Genomic DNA, 22,820 nt, shown 5'->3' with positions numbered 1-22,820 from the left:
CGACCTGTGGCCGGGGAAAAATTCTCTCGTCGCCTCAGGGAAGAACACTGGGGATTGGTTCATACGTTGGGGACCGGCAGTTTTTCCAACTGGTTCTGCGGGGTATGCCGTTGGCGGCGGTGCCTTCGAAGCCGAGCTTCTTCTGCCAGGCGGCGTAGGACTTCACATCGCCCGGTCCCCATACGTCGGCCTTGGTGTGGGACTGGTAGCGGTCGCAGCCTGTGGCGAAGAGTCGGTGGTGCATTGCGGCGATGATCGGCGACTTCCGTTCGGTGTGGGAGAACGACGCACCAGGGAACGGCTCGAAATTGGCGGGGGCGCCATCCATGTACTGCTTGTATGCCCCGTTTGTGAACGTGGACCATTGGATCCAGTCGTGTGCGTCTTTGATGGCCTTTGCCGCCTTGGCGTTGTAGAGCGGATCTTTGAGTTCTGCCTCAACCCTGAGTGTGTCCGGTGGGGAAAACTGTCCCGGGTGCTTGAGTGAGCGGATCTGGAACAAGCCTATGGACGGCCCCCACTTGTGGTCGACCAGATGCTGGTCCCCGATAATGGCCGGGTCGCCCTTTGACTCTGCCATGGCGACAGCCGCGGCGATCTTGATGTCGCTGCCGGTGAACCCTGCCTGTGTGGCGAGTGAGCGCAGCTCAGCCAGGCTCACGGCAGGCCGGGCGCGCCGCACTGAGCGGGCGCAGGCGAGTGCCGGCACGTGCTCTCCCGTCGACCCAGCCAGCGGCTGCTCAGGAGACCTCGAGGTTGAAGATGACGGGGCAGTGGTCGGATGCCTTGGGCTTGTTCTGCCCGACCCCCGGGAAGCGAAGGCCCTTGTACCGGGTGGCACGTAGCGGGGTCCCCTTACGGAAGATTTCCGGGAGCGCCTGTGGCACGGCTTGGGCGAGCGATACCGACGGCAGGAGGTAGTCCAGTTGTCGGTATTCGTCGGCGTCGTCCCAGTAGTGCGTCCACTGGTCTTCCTCGGGCAGGCGGGCGACGACGTTCTCGATCTGGCCCCAGGTGACGAGTTGATCGATGCCCGAACTCCCGTCGCCGTCCGGTTCCAGGTAGTCGTTCAAGTCGCCCAGAACGACGAACGGATGGTCTCCCGGTGCCTCGTGCCCGAAGCGGTCGGTGACTATGTCCATCACTTTCTTGGCCTGGCGTTCCCGCTTCCCGCGGGTCTGCGCACGCCCGCCAAGCATCGATTTGAAGTGGTTGACGAACAGCGTGACCGATGTGGTCTGCTGCGGGTTGACCTCGACCTCTATGTCGACCTCGAGGCAGTCACGGGAGAACAGTGCTGCCGTCGGGCTCGCCGGGTCCATGAGGTGCTGGTGCGACCGAATACGCGTGATCGGCAGCTTCGACAGCACGGCGACGTCAATCAGCCGAGGATCGTTGCCGTCAACCCCGGCGACGTACGGGTATTCCGAACGGCCCCCGAGGGCCTGAGCCCGGAAATGCTTGAGCGTGTCGATGTTTTCCACCTCTTGCAGGCACAGCACGTCGGCCCGCAGCTCTCGAACCGCTGCCCCGGTGATTGCCTTGTCGTCCACGCCCAGTTCCTCGAAACGGGTCTGGTCGACAATCCATCCCCGTGTATTGGCGGTTGCGGGATCAACATCGGCTTTGAACCGCCAGCGGGCAAACAGGTTCTCGACGTTGAACGTGGCCAGTCGCAACGTTGTCATGGGTGCTCCCGAGAAGACGGGACTGGAGTAAGGGCCGCTGCACAGCAGCGGGTACGGGTGCCGGCGCGGCAGGAGCGAAAGATGCTCTGGCGCAGTCGGCGTTCGCTGGTAACAGCACGCCCGCACCGATATGTCCAGTTTCCCGCCGGGCGCGACGGCTGGCAAACGCAGGCTGTTGCAAGCCTGACGATCTTGGATCGTCGCTGGTCAGGCCAGGCTGAAGCGGTCCAGCGGGCGGTGGAAGGGTTGTGAGGACAGCTCGCGGGGCCCGGCAGCGGTTTCCGTGTGACCTGCCACTCGTAGCTGATTGAGCTTCTTCGAGTTGGCCACCGATCAGGTGAGGGTCCACGAAGCGCAAAGAGCGAGGCCCCCGGGCTGTTGATCGAGATGTCTGTTGTCTCAACCATGCTGCTCGGGGGCCTCGTTGGTCATCTGTCCTGCCGCACTCGACCTGCCCCATGCCCTCGTGGAGTGGGTGACGATGCTGATCGTCACCCGTGAGGGTGACCGGCGCTGCAAGCTCCGCCCGTCCCAGCGCGCGACGGGGGCACTGGTGTACCTGCGCGAACACACCACCCTGGCGAAGATCGCTACCGGGTTCGGGATCAGCGAGTCCACCGCTCACGCCTACACCAGTGCGGTCATCCACCTGCTCGCCGAACGCGCGCCGGGTCTGCTGAAGGTCCTGCGCGAGACCGACCCCGACTTCGTCCTGCTGGACGGCACGCTCGCCGAGTGCGACCGGGTCGGCGACGGACGGGCCGACTACTCCCACAAGCACCGCCGGCACGGGGTGAACGTGCGGGTGGTCACCGATCCGGACGGCCGACTGCTGTGGCTCTCACCCGCCTTGCCCGGCCGGACTCACGACCTGACCGCCGCCCGCACCCACCGGATCATCCGGATCTGCGAACGCCAGGGCGTCCCCATCCTGGCCGACCTCGCCTACCAGGGCGGCGGCCCTGGGTGAGTACCGGCATCAAACGCAAGCCCCTCCAGGAACTCACCCTCACCGAGAAGACCCTCAACCGCGCGCTGTCCGCGGCACGGGCACCGGTCGAACGAGGCGTCGCACACCTGAAGTCCTGGCGCATCTTCCGCAGATCCCGATGCAGCCCCAACCGGATGACGTCAATTGCCAAAGCCATCCTCACCCTGGGGCGGCAACGCTGAAGAAGCTCAGTGATCGCGAAGCGGCGGAGGCCGGCCATGCTGTCGGGCCGTGGCCGGTGCGGATCTTGGAGGCGTCCTCGGTGAACGTTGTGTCACGGATGGAGTGCAGCCGGTTCTCGATCACCCACTGCGAGCGGGCCAGTTGTCCGATGCGCTGGGGAGAGCCCTGGCGGGCGTTGAGGTCAGTGGGTGCGCAGACGGTCTGCGGTGTCACCTTTCCGGAGCGCAGGTCGGTGCGGTGGTGAAGGATCTTCGCGGTCTGCACCGTGTGGGGGAAGTCCAGTCCGAGACCGGTGTCGGTCAGTGCCCTGGTCGTCCGCGTCTCCTTGCCGCCATGCCCCGTTTCGCGGTCGCAGCGCTGCGCGGTGGCCTGCGTCCAGGGCAGCGACCTCAACTGCCGGACAGTCCGGGCTGGTTGGCCTTGCTCAGCAGTAGGTGGTGGGCTTTCTTGTCCTCACACGAGGAACCGAGTGTGCTCGCGCTGGATGTGCAGGGCGTGGGCCGTCACAGTCACGTCGGCCAGGTCGTGCGGCCCCAGCAGGGCGGCGAAGCAGGTGATCTCGTTGGTCTTGTCCGGTACCCGCAGCTGGGTGACGGTCTGCCCGGTCCCGGTCATCGCGGCCAGCAGATGGGCGGCCGGGTCGGTGGTGGTGCGTGAGCCGCGGGCGCTCTTGCCGTGAACGGCCAGGGTGTCCGCTCCGGCCGGGTCGGCGCCGAGCAGGTCGGCGACTGCGCCGGGGCGCGGCGTTCAGGACGCTTCGGCGGTCGGGCGTGCTCGGCGCGATCCGGGCGCTGAATTCGGTCGTCGTGCGGGCGCCGAGGCGGGCGAGCGTGTCCTGTGAGGCGTTGCGGGCCCCACTGCCCGATCGCGGCGAACGATCGGGCCCCGGCCAGCACGGCCGAGCAGGCGATGAGCAGCACACTCACGAACGGGTGTCGCTTCCCCCGCCGATGCCGCGGGTCAGCCCGTGTGGCCAGCCGCTGCGGCAGTCCCGCAAGGGCGCGGTGCTGACGCGAGGGCGACTTGTTCAGACAGACACCGGCAGACGACGACACATCCAAGCTCCGGTTCGGCAAGGCGACTTGATAGATCACCGCTCCAACTGGAGCTGCATTCGTACGAGATGGGACGGCCGGCAAGCGGCGTCACACCACCGTGACTTGCAACTCACCGCCACTACTGCCACTTTGAAACAGCTTTGGCGCCACTCCCTGCCCTTCGGCACAGGGTGCTGCCGTGCGCTCAGCTGAAGGCCCGGCACCGTTGTGTCGGCTGTCCGCCGAGTCCTGCCCGCCTGATCCTGTGACAGTTGTGGCTGCGTCAGCCGCGTCTGACTCTTGACTATTGCCGTCAAGAAAAAAAGCTGTTCCAGCCGACAACGGGACCCGCTGACGGTCGAGGTGCGGCACGTCGTTCACTTCCGGCGGTTCGACCACCACGCCGACCGCCTCTCGGACTTGACTTACCTGGCCTTCGACAAGGGTGACGAGCATTTCCTCGCGCACCTAGTGCCCTGACCGCATAGGTTCACCGGGTTGGCGGGCGTGGCGGTTGAATGGGCGGTGACGTCGTCACCGGCTCGTCTCCAAGGGGTAGACCGCCCGCCCTCATCTGTGTGATACCGAGGTCTGACGGGATCCGCCGACAGGGGTACGACCAAGTACCCCTGGAGCCGGACGTGTTGTGGAGAGCCAGGGCCTAGCTTCGACTGCATGATCCCCAGACAACGCAGAGCCGCTGTGGCCACGCTGCTCACCCTGGCCCTATCAGTGCCGCTTTTGGGCGCCGCACCGGCCGTGTCCGTCAACGCCGCGCAGATTGCGCCCCAAGTCCCGTACAGCAGCCGGTTAGAACTGCCGCCCCCCACCGGCCAGTACCCCGTGGGCCGCCGCACTCTGCACTTGGTCGACCGGCACCGCACCGACCCATGGGTACCGACGGCCGGTAACCGGGAGCTGATGGTGACGGTGTCCTACCCAGCACGTTCGGCGAGTGGATTACCCGCGACATACATGACAGACGAGGAGGCGCAGCTCCTCTTGGCGGCGAGAGGACTCGACGGCGTCGTGCCCCACGAAACGGTTGCCGGGGCACGTACCCATGCGCGCGTGGGCGCTCGTCCGGCGCCAGGGCATTTCCCCATGGTGCTGCTGTCCCCGGGCTTCTCGATGCCGCGCACTACCCTCACCTCGATCGCCGACGATCTCGCGAGTCGCGGCTACGTCGTCGCCTCGGTGGACCACGCATACGAATCCGTCGGCACGGCCTTCCCCGGGGGCCGGATGCTGACCTGTGTGGCCTGTCAACGGGTCGACACTAAGGAGGAGCGGGCGGCCGTCGTGCGCGGCCGGGTCAAAGACATGTCCTTCGTGATCAGCGAGTTGACCAACGGCCGACAGGCCGGGGCGCTGTCGCATGTGATCGACCCGAGCCGGATCGGAATCGGCGGGCATTCGATCGGGGGTGCAACCGCGGCGGCAACCATGACCGCCGACCGTCGTGTGCGGGCGGGGGTTGACCTGGACGGTGACTTCTTTGTGCGCCCTGCTGCCGCCGGGCTCGGCGTGCGCCCGTTCATGATGCTCGGCGCCGAGTCCACGCACAGCCCCAGCAGCCGGCCAACCGACTGGCCTGAGGCGTGGAAACATCTGAACGGCTGGAAACGCTGGCTGACCGTGGTCGGCGCTGAACACTTCTCCTTCACGGACCTGCCGTATCTGGCCGGGCAGCTGGGCCTGTCGGACCCTGCCATACCGCTGTCCGGAGAACGCGGGTGGCGCATAACCCGCGACTACGTTTCAGCCTTCTTTGACCTCCACCTGCGGGGCATATCGCAGCCGCTCCTCGATGGTCCCAAGGCCACGCATCCTGAGGTCGCATTCCAGCGGCCGTGACCTGGCGTCCGATAATCGTGCCGCGACCGTATAGGTTCGCCCAGTTGTTCACGCCGCCGTTTTGAGGGGGCGTCCGCCCCAGCGGATGCCTTTCTCACTGCGGATGCGGGCTCGTTCCTTGCGTTCGGCGGCCAGGACGTCGCGGTGGCGGGCGTTGGCGTTGCGCCAGCGCAGGTAAGCGTGCAGGGCCCGGGTCTGCACGGTGTGGTTGGGGTGGTGGGAGTTGGCGATCGTGAACTGTCGCAGCGGCCCGAAGTGCGCCTCGATCGGGTTCGCCCACGAGGCATAGGTCGGGGTGAAGCACAGCTCGACCTTGTGCTTCTTCGCCCAGCGGCGGATGCCGCTGCCCTTGTGGGCGGACAGGTTGTCCATGATCACGTAGATGGGTGCGCCGTCAGGTCGTGCGGCGCGGATCGACTTCAGCGCGGTCAGCGTGTTCGCGGCACCGTTCCTGCAGTGGTTGACGCCCCACGGGCGGTCATCGCCGACCGAGTAGCAGCCGTGGAAGTAGCGCACGCCGTGGGTGCGGTGGTAGGTGGCAGGCAGCCGGTCGGGGTATTTCTGGCGAGCCCAGCCGGAGCCTGCGGTGGGCCTGATCCCGAGCGGGCCGAACTCGTCGAAGGCGAAGACCCGTTGCGGGAAGCGGTCCAGCACCTCTTTGATCCGGTCCAGCTTCGTCTCCCGTTCCGGGTCGGGGGATTCTTTCCACGTCTTGGTGCGCTGGAAGGTGACGCCGCGGCGGGCGAGCAGGCAGCGTAATGCTTCGCGGCCGATGTGGATGATCCGGCCGTGGACCTTCCGCAGATAGGCGACGAGTCTGCGCAGTGACCAGCGGGTGAAGGGCTGGCCGAGCTTGGCGGGTCGTTTGGTGGCCGTCTGGATGACGAAGTCATCGTCGTCAGGGCTGAGCAGGCGGGGACGGCCTCCCGCCCACCGAGGGTCCAAGCATGCCAGGCCGATCACGTTGAACCGGTGGATGACGTCCCGGACGGTGTCCTCGTCGGCCTGCACCAGCTGGGCGATCACCGGCACCCGGTTCCCGCCAGCTGAGGCCAGCAGCATCATCGCGCGCCGGTATCGCACCGAACTCGTACTGCCGCGGCGCACGATCTGCTGCAGCCGCTGCCCTTCCTGGTCGGTCAGTCTGCGCACACGGACAGGCTCGGCCACCGCGCCTCCAGCGGTCGGATCGGACGTCACCGCACATCCAACCGCCCCCGACCACCAACCCGGCGAACCTACGCGGTCACAGCACTAGTCACCCTGTCCCCGGACTTCGGCCACGTCGTTTCGATGCGGAGGGCTCCGATGCTTCGGGTGCCGAACACACCTACGAAGCACTGCAGAAGGGGCGGCCCCCCGCGATCGCTGCCAAGGCTCGACGGCCCTGGACGGCAGACTGCAAGAGGGCGACGACCAGGCGGCGTGGGCTTCGTCGACGACGGGCCTGCCGGAAGCGACCTGCGGCTCGTCACGAGGTGGGAGTTCTACCTCGAGGAAGGAGAGCACGCACACTGAGATCCGGCGTCACGGCTTGTCCTCGACGCAGCGGAACTCCGGCCCGTGGATGTGTCCGCTCCCGTCCGGCGGTGTGCGCATCAGGGCGCGGGTGGGTCACTCCAGAGCGAACATCTGGCGCGACGCGACGTCGACGTTCACGGCCCGAGGTAAAACCGCGCCTGCGTACGGGTAGATATATCCTGAAAATGTGAGGTTTTTATGTCTTCAGTATCCCGTAGGGGAGTGATGTCATGAGCCTGCTTCCGGCCGAGATCAAGGTCAACGTCGAGGGCGATGTGTCCGGTGCGCTGTCGGCTCTCGGGAGTTCGCGGGGTACGCTGACTTCGCGCCGGATCTGGTTCGCAGAAGACCGGCAAGGGACCGCCGAGGGGCGGGTCCCGTTGTTGGACAACGGCGTGATCGTGCGCTTCAGACTGGGCGGCGCATCGGAGGATCTGACGGTCAAGCTACGTCCGTGCGACCAAGAGCAGCTGGTCGGCCGGTTCTCCGACGCCTTCGAAGCGGGACCCTTCGCCTACCGGATCGAGGAGGACTGGTCGACGAACGGCCGCGTGCTGGCGGCCTCCCTGGCCCGCGATTGCCCTGCTGGGACGCTGGGAGATGCGGTAGAGCAGGAAGCCGATGCCGCCGCGGCGATGGACGCGGTGCAGGACCAGTTCCTGCATGCCTGTGCGCCCTCCGTCCGGATTGACGGGCTGGTCGCGCTGGGGCCGGTCCTGTCGACGAAGATCGAGGACGTCCCGCTCGATGACCTGAAGGCCGATCTGGAGGTGTGGTCGGTTACCGGTTTGGAGTTCCTGGAGGCCTCGATCCGGGTGAAACCCAAGGACGAGGATGATCGGGAGACGTTCACGGCGCGGGTCGAGCGCAAGCAGCGGAAACTCCGGGAGGCGGTACGGGAGCGCGGGGTGCCCCTCTCTGAGAACACCGAGAACAAGACTCGCCGCGTACTCACCGCCTTGGCGGCCGCCCGCCGGCTCGACTGAACACTCGACCGGCAGAAAGCAGCCGGTGATCCAGTCCTGGGCATCGATGAACACCCGCAGCCTGGCGTCCTTGTGTACGTTCAAGTTGTCCCAGACGAGCACAATCGGCGCGCCGAGCTGCCGATGGGCGGCGATCAGCAGGTCGTGGTACTCGCTCCGGGTGAAACTGCGTCTGCCGCCCTGTTTGTGGTCGACGTGCCGCTTGGGCCGGTAGATGAGGCGCGAGTGTTCGCCCTGCTTGGAGCAGGCCAGAGCGGGCGATGGAGAACCGGCGCTGGGAACGTCCGCGTACCCGGATGACGGGTGTACGCCCACACCTGGCCCACGTTCGGGTCGTCGGCGGCGTCATCGAGGAGCCGGCCTCGTCTTCGAAGCAGATCCAGGCCGCGAGCGCCGCCGCGGTGTTTCCACCTGGGGCCAGGTCTCCTTCACCCAGCCGCGGACGGCTTTCTCGTCGCGTTCCACCGCGCGGCGGGCCGGGACCTGCTGAAGCCGTGCCGGTGCTGCATCTGCGCGATCGCCGACAAGGTCATGGCCGTGTGGAACCGGCGCCCGATCAGGGTTCTGATCCGCGACAGCGTCCAGGTCTGGTCCGGCCAGCCGTGCCCCACCGGTCCCTTGGCCAGCTCCTGTTCCAGCACCGCGAAGAGCGCCTCACTGAACGTGGGCCCGGACAGCGGCCCCTTCGAAGCCAGGGCCCGCTCTCCACCGTCCCCCCCCCGGGCCCGGCGCCACCGCTGCACGGACCGCACGCTGACACGTAACTCACGGGCGACCGCGGCATTGCCCTGCCCAGCAGCGAACAACTCGGCCGCCTGTAACCGAATGCGCTCACGAAACGCTTGCCGCTCGGCGGTCAGCCCGCCCCCTTGCGGGTACCTCGTAGCGGCGGCCTACCGCAGCACACACTGCCTGTCAGCTACGACATCACGCCAACAAAGTCAGTGACGTTGGGGACGAGCAGCCTGTCCCAACTGGTCTTGCCGGGGATGCCGTTGGCGTCGTCGCCTTCGAAGCCGAGTGTCCGCTGCCAGGCGGCGAACGACTTCACATCGCCCGGGCCCCATATGCCGGCGTTGGCACTGGACTGGTACCGGTTGCAGCCTACGGCGACGAGCCGCTGGTGCATTGCGGCGATGATCGGCGATTTCTGTCCGGTGTGGAAGAACGACGCACCAGGGAACGGCTCGAAGGTAACGTGGCCGCCACCTGACTGGTAGGCGGTCAGTGCCCTGTTCGATGGTGAGCGACGTTGCTTGAAGACCGTCTGCACGCGGGCGTCGGCGCGCGGCAGTTTGCTGTGGCCGCTGAGAATGGCCCCCGGAATTTCGTAGTTGTAAACGACTTCGTCGCTTGCAGCCTCAACCGACACCGCGTGGCTGGAAAGAACCTGATGGACTCCCGAGTAGCTCGTACGCAATTCGCTGTCGAGATAGTCCAGTTGGGCATCCATGTTGAACAGGACGTCCACCCCGAGGGCTGCTCCGTTGTAAACGTGCCTGAAGAGTCCCGACCGCCTGGAGGGCGAAGTCCACTGGGCGAGGCCGACGCCGGGTAGCTTGGGTCCCAGATGGGGTGATTTCCGATCCATGATTTGGGCGGCTGTGAAATTCGTGGTCACTCCGGCGAAGTTCTTCGCTCGCATAGGGGTGGACGGCGAGCTGCCCTCGACGCGATTCGGTAGAATGGCCGACTCTGCCCACAGGTTCCCGACGATCCCGGCGGCGCCTGCGGGCGGATAACCGTACCGGTCGACGAGTCGCCTCATGCAGTAAAGCATGCGGTCGTCGGTTCCGACCTTTGTCCAGTCGCCAGCCGACGGAACCACCGCGACCGTGACCGGCGCGTGTCCCGGGCCGTGACCGGGATGGCTGGCATCGGCGGGAAGATGTCCTGTTTCGATGTTCGGAGATTTGCCGTTCATTTCAGGCTCCTCACGCGAAGCCCGCTTCGCCGTCGCGAGGGCGCACGGGGTCCACCACGGCTGGAGAAGCTGGGTAAGGGGAGGACAGAGACATGCTGTTGTCTAGTTGCGAACTGGTGCCGCCAGTAGCGATCGCCCCGGCCCTGTTCGAAGCCCAACCCAAGCCCAGTCTACTGCGAAGCATCGCTGCGTGCTCTGGATCACATCACGCGGCTATTGGGTAACAGCCGCCTGGCAGGTTGTCTCGCGGGGGCACACGTCTGTGAAGCGCGCGAGCGGACAACATGAGCTTCGGGCACGAGCACGCGCCAGGCGACAAACTCGTAGGTGTCGTGTCGCCGCCGGGGAGGGTGCGAATCAGCGTCTGACGCCCCCGCCGAGGCCCTTTCGGTAGCTGGGCCAGGGCCGGTTTCGTGGCCTCAATGTGTCTTCCATGGGCGCCCTCACCGCAGGAGCGGCGTTTCCACTTCTGCCGGGGCAGGCCGGGGAGCAGGTCGTGGGTGCCCAGCGGGTGACGACCGTGCCGTGTCTCGTTGTGGCCATGACGTGGAAAACGTCCGCCTGCGCCAGCTCGAACCTATCGCTACCTGCTCTTGCTGAAGCCGTAGGCGGCATCCGCGGTTACTCAGCCGAAGTGAATCCGGTCAGCGATGGCCTTTCGGCCCATCGCCTTGGCCATGGCCACCTTCTTCTCGAGGCCGAACCTCTTCGCCGATGCCCGCGCGTGGCCAGCGCTTGTGGTCGTCCGTCCAGGAGGTGGGCAGGTACAAGCGACGGTCGATCAGATTGCGTCCCGCGGCCAGTTGCATAGGCGAGGAACACACCGATCGGAAGGTGCCCAGGCCGGTGTCGTGCGGTTGCCCGCGCTCGGCGATCGCGGGCCGGATGCCGCGTTGGCGCAGGAGCCGGCGGTACTTGTCGTGGTCGTAGCCGCGGTCACGAGGAGCGTGTCGGGCCGACTGCGTGGCCGGCCGACGATTCCGGCCACTGCCGTGATCTTGTTCAGCAGGGGCAGCAGTTGGGTGACGTCGTTGCGGTTTCCGCCGGTCAGCGCCGCGGCGAGGGGGATCCTTTGGCCGTCGGTGAGGTGTGGTGCTTGCCGCTCGGGCGTGCGCGGTCGACCGGGCTGGGTCCGCTTTTGGGCCCCGACGTGCGGCCCGGACGTGGGAGGAGTCGATCACTGCCCGGGACCAGTCCGGCTGGGTCTTCCACCGCCGCTTGTTCAGTAGGAGCGCGTGCAGTTGGTCCCACACGGCCGGCCTCGTTCCAGGCCGCAAGGCGCCGCCAGCACGTCATGCCCGAGCCGAAGCCCCACTCCTGGGGCAGGTACTCCCACTGGATGCCGGTGTGCAGGACGAACAGGATGCCGCACAGGGCCTGCCCGTCGGGCACTCGTGGCCGTCCCTCGACCTGCTCAGGCGGCGGCTCGGGCAACAACGGTGCGATGAGCGACCACAGTTCGACCGACAGGCTCCACGGCCGCGACCGACGCTTCCCCATGCCCACATCGACGAGGGATCAAGCCGACAGTCACGATCAACCCGCTTCTGTTGGAGCCGGTCACTGCAGGGGGGAATCGGGCGGGGGGAGGTGGATGGCGCGGTCCCGGTCCACGGAACGGACGCCGACGACCGCCTTCAGCGCCGGGATCCGTTCCTCGGCGATGGTTCCGGACAGCGTGCCGAGAACCGGCTGCTCGCCCGTGACGGTCAGCCCGGCCTGTCGCGCCGCCTCGATCACGTCCGCGAACCGGTCGGGGTCGACGGCGAGAATGACTCCGACCGGTTCGGACCGCGAGGATTCGCTCACGGGGCCTGGAGCAGACCCGAGCCGACGTCCTCGACGGGTTGCGTCAGCGGGAACGCACCCGACAGGAGACTGGCTTTGAGGTCGGCCGCGGAGGCGTTGGGACTGGCTTCGGCGAGCAGCGCGAGGACACCCGCGACGTGCGGCGTGGCCATGCTGGTTCCCGACTTCGTCGTGTACCCGCCGCCCGGGGCTGCCGAGCGTACGTTCCTGCCGGGCGCGGCGATATTGACCTCGCCGCCCTGGCCGTTGATGCCGCCGCAGGAGAAGAACGACGTCGTGAGTGACTTGTCCAGCGAGGCCACCGCCAGGATGGAGGGGCAGTTGGCGGGTGAGTCGACGGGCTTGACGTGCTGGGGCCGCTGGCTTTCGTTGCCGGCGGCGGCGACGATCACTGCCCTGTGCTGGAGCGCGGTCTGGGCCAGTGTCTCGTACGTCTGGAGGAAGAGCCCACCTGGCTGGACGGGAGCGCCGAGTGACATGGAGATCACCCGCGCGCCGTGGGTGATCGCCCAGTCGATGCCCGCCAGGATCTGGCCGTCGGTGCCCGTGCCCGCGTGGTTGAGGACCTTCGCCGCGAGGATCCGGGCCTCGGTTGCCACGCCGTAGCGTGGCTCCTGATTCTGGGGGCTTGCCGGGCCGGCGGCGGTGCCGATGCAGTGGGTGCCGTGGCCGTGCATGTCCTCGACACTCTCCCCGAGCACGAAGGAGGCCGTCTCGTCGATGCGCCCGACCAGGTCGGGGTGGTCGGTGTCCACACCGGTGTCGAGTACGGCGATCTTCACCCCGCGTCCGGTCAGGGTGGACACGTTGGCCCGGATCGCCTGGAGGCCCCAGGTGCACGTCTCCTCGTCCCAGGCCGGGCCCTGGGCAACGGCCATCGCCGCCTCGGTGTGGCGTTCAACCACTGTGTCGTCGCTGCGGTAGGCCGGGAAGAACTCGGTCAGCGGCTGCTGCGCCGTCCCGATCACCGAGGCGTAGACCATGCGCTCCGGCTCTGCCGCGATGATCGAGGGCTCGGCCTCGGCTGCGGTCACCAGCGCGTGGCGCTGCTCGCGTCTTACTTCGACGACCGCGGCGCTGATCTGCTCGAAGTGCACGGAAGTGTCGGGGTTTTCGAGGAGTTCGGCGACGTTGGCGGTCTCCGTTCCCCGGACGCGCTCTACGGGAGCGATGTCGGCGGCGGAACGCAGTGCGTCCAGTCCGCTCTCCTGATGGTTCGGGTCGAGCAGGATCACGTACCGACCGGTGTACTCCGAGCCGTGGTCCGCGAGGGCGCCATTGGGCCGGTCCGGCTGGTCGCCGAGGCCACGCCTGTCCAAGGGTCCGTTCGCCATTGAATTTCCCACCTTTTCTATGCTTGTACGGGGTTTTCGCAGTGTTACCGGGTCAGTGGACGCGCGCCGAGGTGCGCGGTGTCAGGCTCCGGGGATGGGGGGCGCGGTGAGGCCGAGTGACAACGCGTGAGCCGTCGTCCGCGGAACTGTCCCTGCCGGGCCGCTGTCTCGGCACCGCCCTCTTGTCCACCGTCGCATCAGCTACAGGGGCCCGCAACACGGCGCACAGCCGTTCCGGAGGCGGCGACTGCCTGTTGTGGCGCCGAAGTTGACAGTGGACCGACCCCGACTCAGTGTGGTGCGTGGGGGGGTGGATTGTCTTGTTTGGGCATTTTTTGTGGAGTCCCCCTTGTCTCAGCAGCCCAGGAGACAGACGGAATCGCGCCGAAGGAGACGGCCATGAACGAACCGTCCGAACGCCCGCAGCAGCCTCCAGTGCGACAGCAGCCTCCAGGCCGGGACGCCGCGGACGCCGGAAGTGCCGGGGGTGAAAACCCCGCGGTGCGTTTCGATGCCACGGTCCACCCCGGTGTGACCAACCGCGATCTCCTCGGCGTCGCAGACCTCGATCTGGACCGGATCCCCGATCCGGAGGGCGACGTCCGGGTGGTCGTCACCGCGGACGAGTGCCGGCGTCTGCTGGAGAACGGTTACGAAGTCCGTCTGCAAGCCGCGGTGCCCGTGCGGCCCCTTCCGGCCGAACTCGTGGAACAGGACGACTCGGTGAGGGCGTGGCTGGAGGAGCGCGTCCAGGGCATCGAGCGTTCGGGAGGTGTGTGATGTACCGAACGGTCCCCCAACTCGACTCCGTGACCTCGCTGCTCGCCACGTGGTTCCCGCAGCTGTGTACAAGAACCCAACTGCCCGAGGTCTCCGTCGAGGGCCGCCCGGTGTTCGCCCTGCGGCTGCGTGCCGGCGAGGACGGAGACCGCCGAGGTGTCCTGTACGTGGGCGGCACTCACGCGCGCGAGCTGATGAACCCGGACGCCCTGGTGGAATTCGCCGTCGACCTCGTCGTGAGCTACCTGAGCGGCACCGACATCGTGTACGGCGGCCGCACCTGGACGGCTGAGGACGTCAGACTCATCCTGGAGAGCCTCGATCTCTGGCTCGTACCCTGCGCCAACCCAGACGGCCGCACCAAGGTGCTGACCGTCGACAACATGTGGCGCAAGAACCTCCGTGACAACCCGGGGACGTCGTGCGACGGGGTAGACCTCAACCGCAACGCGGCCATCCTCTGGGGGGTGACGGAGGGGCAGACCTCGTGCAGCCCCTGCACCGATATCTACGCCGGGTCCAAGGCTTTCTCCGAGCCGGAGACCCGAAACGTCAAGCACCTGCTGGACACCGAGCGCATCCACACGTTCGCGGACGTGCACTCGTTCTCGGAGCTCGTCCTCTACCCGTGGGGCCACGCCGAGAACCAGACCACCGATCCGGCGGCACAGCGGTTCACCAGCCTGCCCACCGGAACCTGCGCGCCCATCGGCATCCCGGGCTACCGGGAGTACATCACGCCCCAGGACCTGCTCCGCTTCACCACGGTCGCGCAGCGGCTCGTCGACGCGATCGCCGCGGTACGCGGGAGCGCCTACACGCCGCAGACAGGCCGGGCGCTGTACGCCACCACCGGCACCCAGAGCGACTACGCCTACAGCCGCCACATCGCGGATCCCGCGCTCGGCAAGACATACGGCTTCACCATGGAGACGGGCCCGCGGGTCGGCAGCGTCGAGGACTCCTTCCACCCGCCGGACCCCACGCCTATCAAGCTCGATGCCAAAGCGGGCATGCTGGCCCTCGCCCAGGAGAGCATCTGCGCCTTCGACCTGATCGGCCTGCGACAACTCAACCGCCAGACCGAGGTGGACACGCTGCGCCGGGTCCGTGACGACGTGCTCGCGAACACCGAGGCCGGCCGCGACTGGATCACCCTCGTCGAACGCCTCGAACTGCCCGTCGCCTCCCTGCTGTTCGCCGACGAGGGCCTGGCAGACCGGGCCGCCACGCTGATCGAACGCGCGGGGAAGCTGTTCGAGGACGAGCAGACCGTCATCAGCGACGAGGACGCCGACCTGGGGCGCGCCCTGCTGACCGAACTCACCGAGCGGCTCGGAGCCGAGAACGCTCAGGCGCGCACCGGTCTGACAGCCGTCGGCGCGGCTCTGGAACAGGCGAGAGGGGTGTCGACGGCCAAGGTGCTGCAACAACTGACGGCGCGTGGCCCGCTGCCGCAGTAGATGCGAGCCGGGATGGCCGCGGAGACGCGACGGGGCTCGGACGGTGACCGGTAGGCAGCGTGGCCCAGTTCGCAGCCACTCGTCGGGGGTGGTCCCGACGGTTGCCACATGGGCGCTGGGCGGTCGGGCCTCCAGGCTGGAGGTACGACGCACGCGAGACAAGGAGCCCGGTATGTCCGCCGGGGCACCGGCCGACGTACCGGGCCGTAATGCCGTGCCCGGCAAGGGCTAGTACTCCAGCAGCGGTTCGTGTCCTGAGCTCGCGGTTGTCGTTGTCCTGGCATGGAGGGGATGACTGAAGTCAGTTGCTGGGCTGCGGAGTTGGAGTCGGTGTTCGAGCGGGTGGCGGGCCGGTTCGGTCGGGCGGATCTGCGGTGGCGGATGCGGGACTATGTTCGCGGTCTGCTGGGCCAAGCGGCACGCAAGAACGGCTGGCAACTCGCGGAATGGGCAGGCCACCGCACTCCGGACGGCTTCCAGCGGCTGTTGAACAGCAGCGTCTGGGACGCGGACGCCCTGCGTGACGGAGTCCGTGCTTACGTTGGTGAGCGTCTCGGCCCGGACGGGGTACTGATCATCGACGACACCGGGTTCATCAAGAAGGGCACCACGTCGGCCGGGGTGGGCCGGCAGTACACCGGCACCTCGGGAAAAATCGACAACTGTCAGATCGGGGTGTTCGCCGCCTACGCCACCAGCTCGGGCCGGGCCCTGGTCGACCGGGAGCTCTACCTCCCGAAGGCCTGGACCTCCGACCGTGACCGTTGTCGGGCGGCGAAAATCCCGGATGAACGAGGCTTTGCCACCAAGGGTGAACTGGCCCGGGACATCGTCCGTCGTTGCATTGCCGCCGGCCTGCCCGCCACCTGGGTAACCGCGGACGAGGCCTACGGACAAGACTGGCACTTCCGCCGCCTGCTCGAACAACTCGACGTCGGCTATGTGGTCGCGGTTCCCAAGTCCCAGCAGATCAAGTCGCTGGCCGGGATCTGGCGCATCGACCAGCTCATCGAGGATGCCCCTGCCGATGCCTGGCAGCGGCTGTCCTGCGGCGAAGGCGCCAAGGGCCCGCGCGTCTACGACTGGGCCGCGGGCAAGCTGCCCGCCAACCTGATCTTCGACCCCGATCCGCCCACTCATCACCGCTGGGTAATGGCCCGCCGCAGCCTGTCCGACCCCGGCGAGCTTGCCTACTACCTCGCCTACGCACCCATCGGCATCGAGTTGGCCGACCTGGTCCGCATCGCCGGCTCGCGCTGGGCGATCGAAGAGTGCTTCCAGGCTGCGAAGAACGAATGCGGCCTGGACCAGTACGAGGTCCGCCGCTACGTCGGCTGGTACCGGCACATCAGCCTGGCGATGCTCGCCCACGCCTTTCTGACAGCACTCGCAGCCCAGGCCGGTGAGGCGGCAAAGGGGGCCGCAGAAACGGATCAGCCCTCGTCCCGCTCACCGTGGCAGAGATACGGCAACTCCTGGACGCTCTCCTACCCCACCCACGAGCCGACCGCAACGCCGTCGCCCACACACTGAAGTGGTCGGCCTGGAGAAGACGCCGCCAAGCCATCGCCCGCCGATGCCACTATCGAAAACGCAGCTCAGGAAACGAACCGCTGCTGGAGTACTAGGGCTGAGGGCGCCGTCAGTCGCTACGCCGCTCCGGCGCCAGTGTGGTTCACCGGACCGGGGCGACGTAGCGGCGGAGTGGTGTGACGGGGGGCGAGACGCTCTCGTCACGTTCTTCTCCGGTTCTCAGGCGCGGGATCAGGAGGCCTTCAGCGACCGGATGACGTTCAGGGTCAAGTCGATCTCTTCGGGGAAGTTGACGATCCCCGCCGACAGACGTACGTGCGGAACCCCGTACGGCGTGCTGTTGGCGATGATCCGGTTCTCGCGGAGGATCTGGGCGACCTCCTGCGGCGCGTGGCCCTCCACATCGAACGTGACGATTCCGGCGGACAGTTCCGGGTCGAGCGGCGTGTGGAGCGTCACGTGGTCCATGGCGGCCAGGCCTTCCTTGATCTGGCTGTTCAGCTCTGCGATCCGGTCTTGGATCCGCTTGCGTCCGATCTGTCGGACGAAGCGGAACGCCTCGGCGGCGGCCCACTGGTGTTCGTAGGAGAAGAATCCTCCCGGACTGACCCACGAGGCTTCCGTGGGGCCGGCCGGCCGGCGGTCCTGTCGCCACGCGGCCGAGGTCTCCTTGCTCATGAGGCTGGGAATCGTCGGTTGGAGGAGCGCCCAGTTCTCCGCCTTCGCCCACATGATTCCCGTCCCGCGCGGTCCCAGGATCCACTTGTGCGTGCCGGCGGAGAAGAAGTCGCAGCCCATCTGTGCGACGTCCTCGTCCGCGACGCCGAATCCGTGGACGCCGTCCACCACCAGCAGGATGCGGTCGTCTTCGTCGCGGTCTCGGTTGAGGTCGGCGATGGCGTCGGCGATCCTGGACATCGGCAGGCGCACGCCGGTGTTGGAATGCACCCAGGCCACGCCGAACACCCGGGTGTTGGGTCGTACGGCGGCGCGCAGCCGCGCAATGGCCTCGTCGGGGGAGAAGTCGAACGACGAATCGTAGAGGGAGATCGAGCGCATGGTCGCGCCCCACTTGTCGGCGGCCAGGCGGATCGCCTCGTGGTGCGGATAGAACTCATGCGTGGTGGTCAGGACCTCTTGGCCCGGCTTCAGCCGCAGGCCGTTGTAGGTCAGCGCAAGTCCCATGGTGGTGCTGCTGGTCAGAGCGATCTCGCTGGCCTGTCCGCCGACGTACTCGGCCGCCTCGGCGCAGACGGAGCGCCACAGCATGTCCTCTTCCCGGGCGAACATGTTGTCGTCGAGGAAGCTGTGTGGGTTCTCGTCGAACGCGCGCCGATAGTTCGTGATGGCGTCACGGACAGGCGTCGGGTTCGAGGCGAGGTAGAAGTTGGACAGGTGCACGAGGTCTGGTGACAGAAGGAACTGTGCGCGGACGGATTTCCAGTCGCCCGGATCGAAGGGCTGGGGTGTGGTCCGCTGTGTGGCCTGCGATAACTGTGCGAGGTGGGAGTCAGCCAGGCTTGCCGGGTTGGTAAGGGACATGATCACTCCTCGTGAGTGAGAGGGGCTGGGTGGGTTCCGTCGGGCTTGCCGGTTGCGGACGGGGTCGAGCCGGGCGGTTTCAGGAAACCCTGGAGCGGTCCGTCACCGGGCTGACCTGCTCCCGCTCGCTCGCCTGCTCCTCCCGCTCGCCACGGTGCGCCTGCGCCGCCTCGGAACCGACCGCCGACGTCGCGGAGCGCCGGCGTGCGTCGGTTGCCCAGACGATCAGCGCGCAGGTCGCGAATCCGGCCCCGAGGAGACTGGAGGTGCCCCAGCCGTGGGAGCTGAAGACGGAGGTGGTGGCGGCTGCGCCGAGGGCGGAGCCGAGGGAGTAGAAGACCATGTAGCCGCCGATGACGCTGCTGGTGCGGTCCGGATGCGCGGTGGTGAGCAGGTGCTGATTGCTCACGTGCACGACCTGGACCGCGAAGTCGAGCACCACGATGCCGATGACGAGCAGCCACAGGGACCAGGTCAACTGCGCGGTGGCGGCCCAGGAGACGGTGAGCAGAGTCAGCGCGAGGCCGCTGATCGGGGTCGCCCGTCCCGCGTCCGCCCACCGTCCCGCGCGTGCTGCGCCCAGTGCGCCGGCAAGTCCGGCGATGCCGAACATGCCGATCTGGCTTTCGCTCAGATGCCACGGTGCGTTCGCCAGCGGCAGGGACAGGCCACTCCACAGGGTGCCGAATGACGCGAACAGGAAGAACGCGATGAGACCGCGGGTCAGGAAGAGACGCTGCCCGAACAGCCCGCCGAATGCGACGACGGCCTGTCGGTAGCCGGCGGGCCGGCGAGAGCTGTCTTCGGGCGGCAGCGCGCGCAGGACGAGGGCGGCGAGGGCGAGCGCGAGCACACCGAGCACGGCGTACATGCTGCGCCAGCCCCACGCCTGCGCCAGCACGCCGGTGACGAACCGCGCGCCCAGGATGCCCACCACTACGCCGGACGTCACGACGCCGATGTTGCGTCCGCGTTCGGCGGGCGGTGAGACCGACGCGGCGTAGGCCACCGTGGTCTGCACCACGACCGCGAACATTCCGGCCAGCGCGAGCCCGGCGAAGGCCGTCCACGCGGCCGAAGCCGCAGCCGTCAGGAACAGGCCCGCAGCGGTGATGGCCATGTGAACCGCGATGAGCCGGCGCCTGTTGGCGACCACGTCGCCGAGCGGCACCAGCAGCACCAGTCCGGCCAGGTAGCCGAACTGGCCGGTCGCAACGATCCACCCGGCGTGCTGTGCCGACACCCCGAGGCTGTCTCCCATGGGCGGCAGCACTGTTTGCGCGGCGTAGATGCTCGCCACCGCGACACCGCACACGGTCGCGAGGAGTAAGCGTCGCCAGACGTCCATCGCACTCCTAAGGAATGAGTAGCAAAGTGAAACTAATTTGACCGTAGGGCATGATGGTTTCAATCCGCAACTCAATTGGGAGGTGTCATGCCGAGCCCCTCCACGGGCACTCCGAGCCCTGCCTGGACCGACCCCGACTGTCCGGTGGCCCGTACGCTCGATCTCGTCGGTGACCGGTGGAGCCTCCTGGTCGTCCGGGACGCGATGGACGGGGCACGGTCCTTCACCGACTTCCAGCGACGGACCGGCATCGCCCGCAACATCCTCACCGACCGCCTGCGCAAGCTGACCGCTCACGGAGTCCTGGCCCAGCAGACCGCGCCCTCGGGCCGCCGTCTGCAGTACGTCCTCACCAGCGCCGGCCGCGATCTCTTCCCCGTCCTGCTCACCCTGCGCCAGTGGGGAGAACGCCACGCCTTCGAACCTGGCGAGCCGCACTCCACACTGGTCGACCAGCACGGCGCCCGTGTGCCGGAGGTCCAGCCGACCGGCGCCGACGGTGCCGTCATCGACGCCGACACCACTCACGTGCAGAAGGTCGGCGGCGAACGGCGCCGGTGAGGTGACGGCCCACGAGACGGTCAGCGGCTGTGCTCGGGCACGCACAGCGACGCGCCGCGTCCGGCCGGTTCACGGGCGGCCCCCGCAGGCCAGACGACCTCGACGGCGATACCGCGGGCACGGGCGTAGGCGACCATGTGGGCGGTGGCGTCCTGCCCGCTGGACGGTGAACCGTCCCAGACGGCCAGCAGATGGCAGCAGCCGCTGACCAGCCGTTCGTCCGCGCTCACACAGGCGTCCCGGTCCCGCGGGTCGAAGGGAATCATCCGGATCTGCTCGGCCAGGGCCAGCAACTCCCGGTGCGCCTGCTGGTCGGGGAAGGGAGCGCCGGCGAAGGCATCGCCGCGTTCCGGGAGCAGGACCACCAGGCGCTGCCCCAGCTCGTGCACCACCCGCCCGAACAGCAGCGGCAGTCCGGCGCCGGCGCGTACCAGCGCCGTCGCGTCGGGCGGCAGGGCCTCCATGCGCTCGCGTAATGCGGCCCGCACCAGATCCCGTGTGGTCGAGGTCAGGTCGGCATGTCCTACGGCCGTGATCATCCGATCGCTCGCTTTCTCACCATGGGGTGCGCTCCGCTCATGTTCGTCCTGTCCCCGCCTGGTCAGCGGGCGCGGATGGGCCCGTCAGTTCTGCGCGCAGCAGGTCCAGGCCCATCGGCCCGAGGCTCAGCGCGTGATGGTGGAACCGCTTGAGGTCGAAGGCGGCGCCGTCGCGACGCCGGGCGGCCTCCCGTGCCTCCAGCCACACCTTCTCTCCCAGCTTGTAGGCGAGGGCCTGTCCGGGGCGGCCCAGATACCGGTCGATCTCGAACTCGACGAACCTCGCTGGGCTGAGCCCGCAGTGCTCCGTCAGGAACGCCCGGCCCAGCTCCGGCGTCCAGCGCTCTCCGTCGTGGAACCTGGTGCCCGCGGGGATGGGCAGCCGCAGGTGCAGCCCGATGTCCAGGACGACCCGTGTGGCGCGCAGCAGTTGCCCCGTGGCCAGCATCCCCAGCCGGTGGGCCGGATTGGAGAGGTATCCGAGTTCGTCCATCAGCCGCTCGGCGTACAGGCCCCACCCCTCGACGTGTCCGGGGTGCAGTTCGCACGACAGCCGCTGGAACCGGTTGAGTCCTGAGGTATTGAGCGTCGTCACGCCCAGCTGCAGGTGGTGGCCCGGGACGCCCTCGTGGAACATGGTGCTCGGCACGGTCCACGTCCGGATCGGCGTGCCCGGCTCGGGCCGGGTCCACCAGACCGTGCCGGGACGCGACAGGTCCTCGCTGGGCGCCAGATAGAAGGCGGGCCCGTCGGAGGGGCCGATGCGGCAGTCGATCCGTCGCAGAGGCTCGGGGATGGCGAAGTGAGTCCCGTCGAGGTCGGCGATGGTGGCGTTGGCGAGTTCCTGGAGCCAGTCGCGAAACTGCGCCCTGTCCGTCATCTGATGGCGGGGGTCGCTGTCCAGGGCCGCCAGCACGGCCGGCACCGGTTCGCCGGGCGCGATCTGCGCCGCCGTCACCGTCATGTCCCGCTGTATCCGGCCGAGTTCCTCCCAGCCCCAGGCGTAGGTCTCCCGCAGGTCCAGCCGGGTTCCGAGGAACTCCCGCACGCCGAGGTGGTAGCGCTCCTCGCCCACCGCGTCCAGCGTCGGCGCCTGCGCCGCGAGCTCCCGCGACAGATACGCCGCCATCCGTGTCAGCGAGCGGTTCGCGGCCGCCGCGGCCTGCTCCAGCGCGTCCCGCAGCCCACCGTCGCCATGCCCGGCGGGCAATCCGGCCAGGTACTGCCGCATGTCACGGCACTCCTGGGCGTTACGGATCACCTGACGATACGGTGCGACCCGGCCGCCACGCCGCGCCGCCTCCAGGCTCTCCCGCAGTCCCGCCAGCGCCTCCGGGACGGCCGACAGCCGCGCCAGCAACACCTCCCACGCGGTGTCGCGGCCCTGATCCAGCAGACCCACCGCCAGCCGCACGCGCTGGATGGGCCCGTCGAGGGTGTCCAGCAGCGTGCCGTAGGCACCGGTGTCGGCCAGCGCCACCTGCGTGGCGAGCCGTTCGCGCAGCACCGCCACCGCGACGCGCTCCGCATCCCCGGCCACCGGCGTGTCGTCGACCGCCTTCAGCATGCGACGCGCCGACGTCGCCCGCTCCTGCACCGCCTCGGGGCCGAAGTCGGTCAGCCGGGTCTCCTGACCGGCGATGCCCATCGCCGCGGCGAGGCAGGGGTCCAGTGCTGCCAGCTCGTCCACATACTGATCCGCGAGATCGTTGAGCGCCGTCATG

Annotated in this window: 20 protein-coding genes and 4 pseudogenes; 7 read left to right on the top strand and 17 right to left on the bottom strand. The window is 67.9% G+C overall.

Translation table 11 applies throughout. The features are described from left to right. Positions 1 to 34: 34 nt before the first annotated feature. Both ACFYZ8_RS26225 and ACFYZ8_RS26220 read right to left on the bottom strand, forming a co-directional pair. Positions 35 to 709 (bottom strand): peptidoglycan-binding protein, encoded by a 675-nt coding sequence (locus ACFYZ8_RS26225; protein WP_388539781.1) that lies wholly within the window; start codon positions 707 to 709, stop codon positions 35 to 37. A gap of 31 nt (positions 710 to 740) precedes the next feature. Continuing rightward, positions 741 to 1,688, bottom strand: a complete 948-nt coding sequence (locus tag ACFYZ8_RS26220) for an endonuclease/exonuclease/phosphatase family protein (RefSeq protein WP_388539784.1) — start codon at positions 1,686 to 1,688, stop codon at positions 741 to 743. A 424-nt stretch (positions 1,689 to 2,112) separates the two neighbouring features. On the opposite strand from ACFYZ8_RS26220, the pseudogene ACFYZ8_RS26215 reads away from it, so the two are divergent. Further along, positions 2,113 to 2,861 (top strand): annotated as a pseudogene (locus ACFYZ8_RS26215) (transposase family protein). Here the strand turns inward: ACFYZ8_RS26215 and ACFYZ8_RS26210 are convergent. From ACFYZ8_RS26210 to ACFYZ8_RS26200, 3 genes are read right to left on the bottom strand one after another with little or no spacing between them, the layout of a single operon-like run. Continuing rightward, a complete protein-coding gene (locus tag ACFYZ8_RS26210) occupies positions 2,839 to 3,255 on the bottom strand; it encodes a hypothetical protein (protein ID WP_388539786.1) in 417 nt (138 codons plus the stop codon). The pseudogene ACFYZ8_RS26215 and the gene ACFYZ8_RS26210 overlap by 23 nt on opposite strands. Positions 3,256 to 3,315: 60 nt before the next feature. Further along, positions 3,316 to 3,477 carry a hypothetical protein gene (locus ACFYZ8_RS26205; RefSeq protein ID WP_388539789.1) on the bottom strand — a complete coding sequence of 54 codons (162 nt, stop codon included), beginning with the start codon at positions 3,475 to 3,477 and terminating at the stop codon, positions 3,316 to 3,318. Further along, positions 3,474 to 3,782, bottom strand: a complete 309-nt coding sequence (locus ACFYZ8_RS26200) for a hypothetical protein (protein ID WP_389050130.1) — start codon at positions 3,780 to 3,782, stop codon at positions 3,474 to 3,476. The genes ACFYZ8_RS26205 and ACFYZ8_RS26200 overlap by 4 nt, the downstream gene beginning before the upstream one ends. Positions 3,783 to 4,574: 792 nt before the next feature. Between ACFYZ8_RS26200 and ACFYZ8_RS26195 the strand changes: the two genes are divergently transcribed. Beyond that, positions 4,575 to 5,756, top strand: a complete 1,182-nt coding sequence (locus tag ACFYZ8_RS26195; protein ID WP_388539795.1) for an alpha/beta hydrolase family protein — start codon at positions 4,575 to 4,577, stop codon at positions 5,754 to 5,756. A 48-nt stretch (positions 5,757 to 5,804) separates the two neighbouring features. Here ACFYZ8_RS26195 and ACFYZ8_RS26190 read toward each other — a convergent pair whose 3' ends face one another. Then, entirely contained in the window at positions 5,805 to 6,926 is a 1,122-nt protein-coding gene (locus ACFYZ8_RS26190; RefSeq protein ID WP_388539797.1) for an IS630 family transposase, read from the bottom strand. 581 nt (positions 6,927 to 7,507) lie between these two features. Between ACFYZ8_RS26190 and ACFYZ8_RS26185 the strand changes: the two genes are divergently transcribed. After that, positions 7,508 to 8,263, top strand: a complete 756-nt coding sequence (locus ACFYZ8_RS26185; RefSeq protein WP_388539800.1) for a hypothetical protein — start codon at positions 7,508 to 7,510, stop codon at positions 8,261 to 8,263. A gap of 9 nt (positions 8,264 to 8,272) precedes the next feature. Here the strand turns inward: ACFYZ8_RS26185 and ACFYZ8_RS26180 are convergent. The 7 genes and pseudogenes from ACFYZ8_RS26180 to ACFYZ8_RS26150 form a co-directional block, all read right to left on the bottom strand. Beyond that, positions 8,273 to 8,612: pseudogene (locus ACFYZ8_RS26180) on the bottom strand (IS630 family transposase); the annotation flags it as partial. Continuing rightward, positions 8,609 to 9,123: pseudogene (locus ACFYZ8_RS26175) on the bottom strand (winged helix-turn-helix domain-containing protein). The pseudogenes ACFYZ8_RS26175 and ACFYZ8_RS26180, both read right to left, overlap by 4 nt. A gap of 59 nt (positions 9,124 to 9,182) precedes the next feature. Beyond that, entirely contained in the window at positions 9,183 to 10,187 is a 1,005-nt protein-coding gene (locus tag ACFYZ8_RS26170; protein WP_388539803.1) for a phage tail tip lysozyme, read from the bottom strand. A 421-nt stretch (positions 10,188 to 10,608) separates the two neighbouring features. Beyond that, positions 10,609 to 11,015 (bottom strand): annotated as a pseudogene (locus ACFYZ8_RS26165) (transposase); the annotation flags it as partial. 219 nt (positions 11,016 to 11,234) lie between these two features. Further along, a complete protein-coding gene (locus ACFYZ8_RS26160; RefSeq protein ID WP_388539805.1) occupies positions 11,235 to 11,687 on the bottom strand; it encodes a transposase in 453 nt (150 codons plus the stop codon). A gap of 60 nt (positions 11,688 to 11,747) precedes the next feature. Continuing rightward, positions 11,748 to 11,996, bottom strand: a complete 249-nt coding sequence (locus tag ACFYZ8_RS26155; RefSeq protein WP_388539807.1) for a hypothetical protein — start codon at positions 11,994 to 11,996, stop codon at positions 11,748 to 11,750. Next, positions 11,993 to 13,330 carry a S8 family serine peptidase gene (locus ACFYZ8_RS26150; protein ID WP_388539810.1) on the bottom strand — a complete coding sequence of 446 codons (1,338 nt, stop codon included), beginning with the start codon at positions 13,328 to 13,330 and terminating at the stop codon, positions 11,993 to 11,995. The genes ACFYZ8_RS26155 and ACFYZ8_RS26150 overlap by 4 nt, the downstream gene beginning before the upstream one ends. 399 nt (positions 13,331 to 13,729) lie before the next feature. On the opposite strand from ACFYZ8_RS26150, the gene ACFYZ8_RS26145 reads away from it, so the two are divergent. The 3 genes from ACFYZ8_RS26145 (at position 13,730) to ACFYZ8_RS26135 (ending at position 17,106) form a co-directional block, all read left to right on the top strand. Then, on the top strand, positions 13,730 to 14,110 hold the full coding sequence (locus ACFYZ8_RS26145) for a hypothetical protein (RefSeq protein WP_388539813.1): 381 nt from the start codon (positions 13,730 to 13,732) through the stop codon (positions 14,108 to 14,110). Then, positions 14,110 to 15,573 (top strand): M14 family zinc carboxypeptidase, encoded by a 1,464-nt coding sequence (locus ACFYZ8_RS26140; protein ID WP_388539815.1) that lies wholly within the window; start codon positions 14,110 to 14,112, stop codon positions 15,571 to 15,573. Before ACFYZ8_RS26145 ends, ACFYZ8_RS26140 begins: the two co-directional genes overlap by 1 nt. A gap of 291 nt (positions 15,574 to 15,864) precedes the next feature. After that, on the top strand, positions 15,865 to 17,106 hold the full coding sequence (locus tag ACFYZ8_RS26135; protein ID WP_388539894.1) for an IS701 family transposase: 1,242 nt from the start codon (positions 15,865 to 15,867) through the stop codon (positions 17,104 to 17,106). A gap of 231 nt (positions 17,107 to 17,337) precedes the next feature. Here the strand turns inward: ACFYZ8_RS26135 and ACFYZ8_RS26130 are convergent, their stop codons facing one another. Both ACFYZ8_RS26130 and ACFYZ8_RS26125 read right to left on the bottom strand, forming a co-directional pair. Next, the gene (locus ACFYZ8_RS26130) at positions 17,338 to 18,648 is read right to left on the bottom strand and encodes an aminotransferase class V-fold PLP-dependent enzyme (protein WP_388539817.1); all 1,311 of its coding nucleotides are present in this window, start codon (positions 18,646 to 18,648) and stop codon (positions 17,338 to 17,340) included. A gap of 79 nt (positions 18,649 to 18,727) precedes the next feature. Beyond that, positions 18,728 to 19,996 (bottom strand): MFS transporter, encoded by a 1,269-nt coding sequence (locus ACFYZ8_RS26125; protein WP_388539820.1) that lies wholly within the window; start codon positions 19,994 to 19,996, stop codon positions 18,728 to 18,730. An 87-nt stretch (positions 19,997 to 20,083) separates the two neighbouring features. Between ACFYZ8_RS26125 and ACFYZ8_RS26120 the strand changes: the two genes are divergently transcribed. Further along, on the top strand, positions 20,084 to 20,557 hold the full coding sequence (locus ACFYZ8_RS26120; protein WP_388539823.1) for a winged helix-turn-helix transcriptional regulator: 474 nt from the start codon (positions 20,084 to 20,086) through the stop codon (positions 20,555 to 20,557). Between the two features lie 20 nt (positions 20,558 to 20,577). Here ACFYZ8_RS26120 and ACFYZ8_RS26115 read toward each other — a convergent pair whose 3' ends face one another. Both ACFYZ8_RS26115 and ACFYZ8_RS26110 read right to left on the bottom strand, forming a co-directional pair. Then, complete coding sequence (locus tag ACFYZ8_RS26115; protein WP_388539826.1) at positions 20,578 to 21,096, bottom strand: hypothetical protein; 519 nt, start codon at positions 21,094 to 21,096, stop codon at positions 20,578 to 20,580. Positions 21,097 to 21,133: 37 nt separating this feature from the next. After that, positions 21,134 to 22,819 (bottom strand): DUF885 domain-containing protein, encoded by a 1,686-nt coding sequence (locus ACFYZ8_RS26110; RefSeq protein ID WP_388539829.1) that lies wholly within the window; start codon positions 22,817 to 22,819, stop codon positions 21,134 to 21,136. Between the last annotated feature and the right edge of the window lies 1 nt (position 22,820).

This window comes from Streptomyces sp. NPDC001668 (assembly GCF_042893155.1).
Classification (GTDB): domain Bacteria; phylum Actinomycetota; class Actinomycetes; order Streptomycetales; family Streptomycetaceae; genus Streptomyces.
Note: the sequence above shows the minus strand (reverse complement) of the source record. Positions and strands in the feature narration are given on the sequence as shown.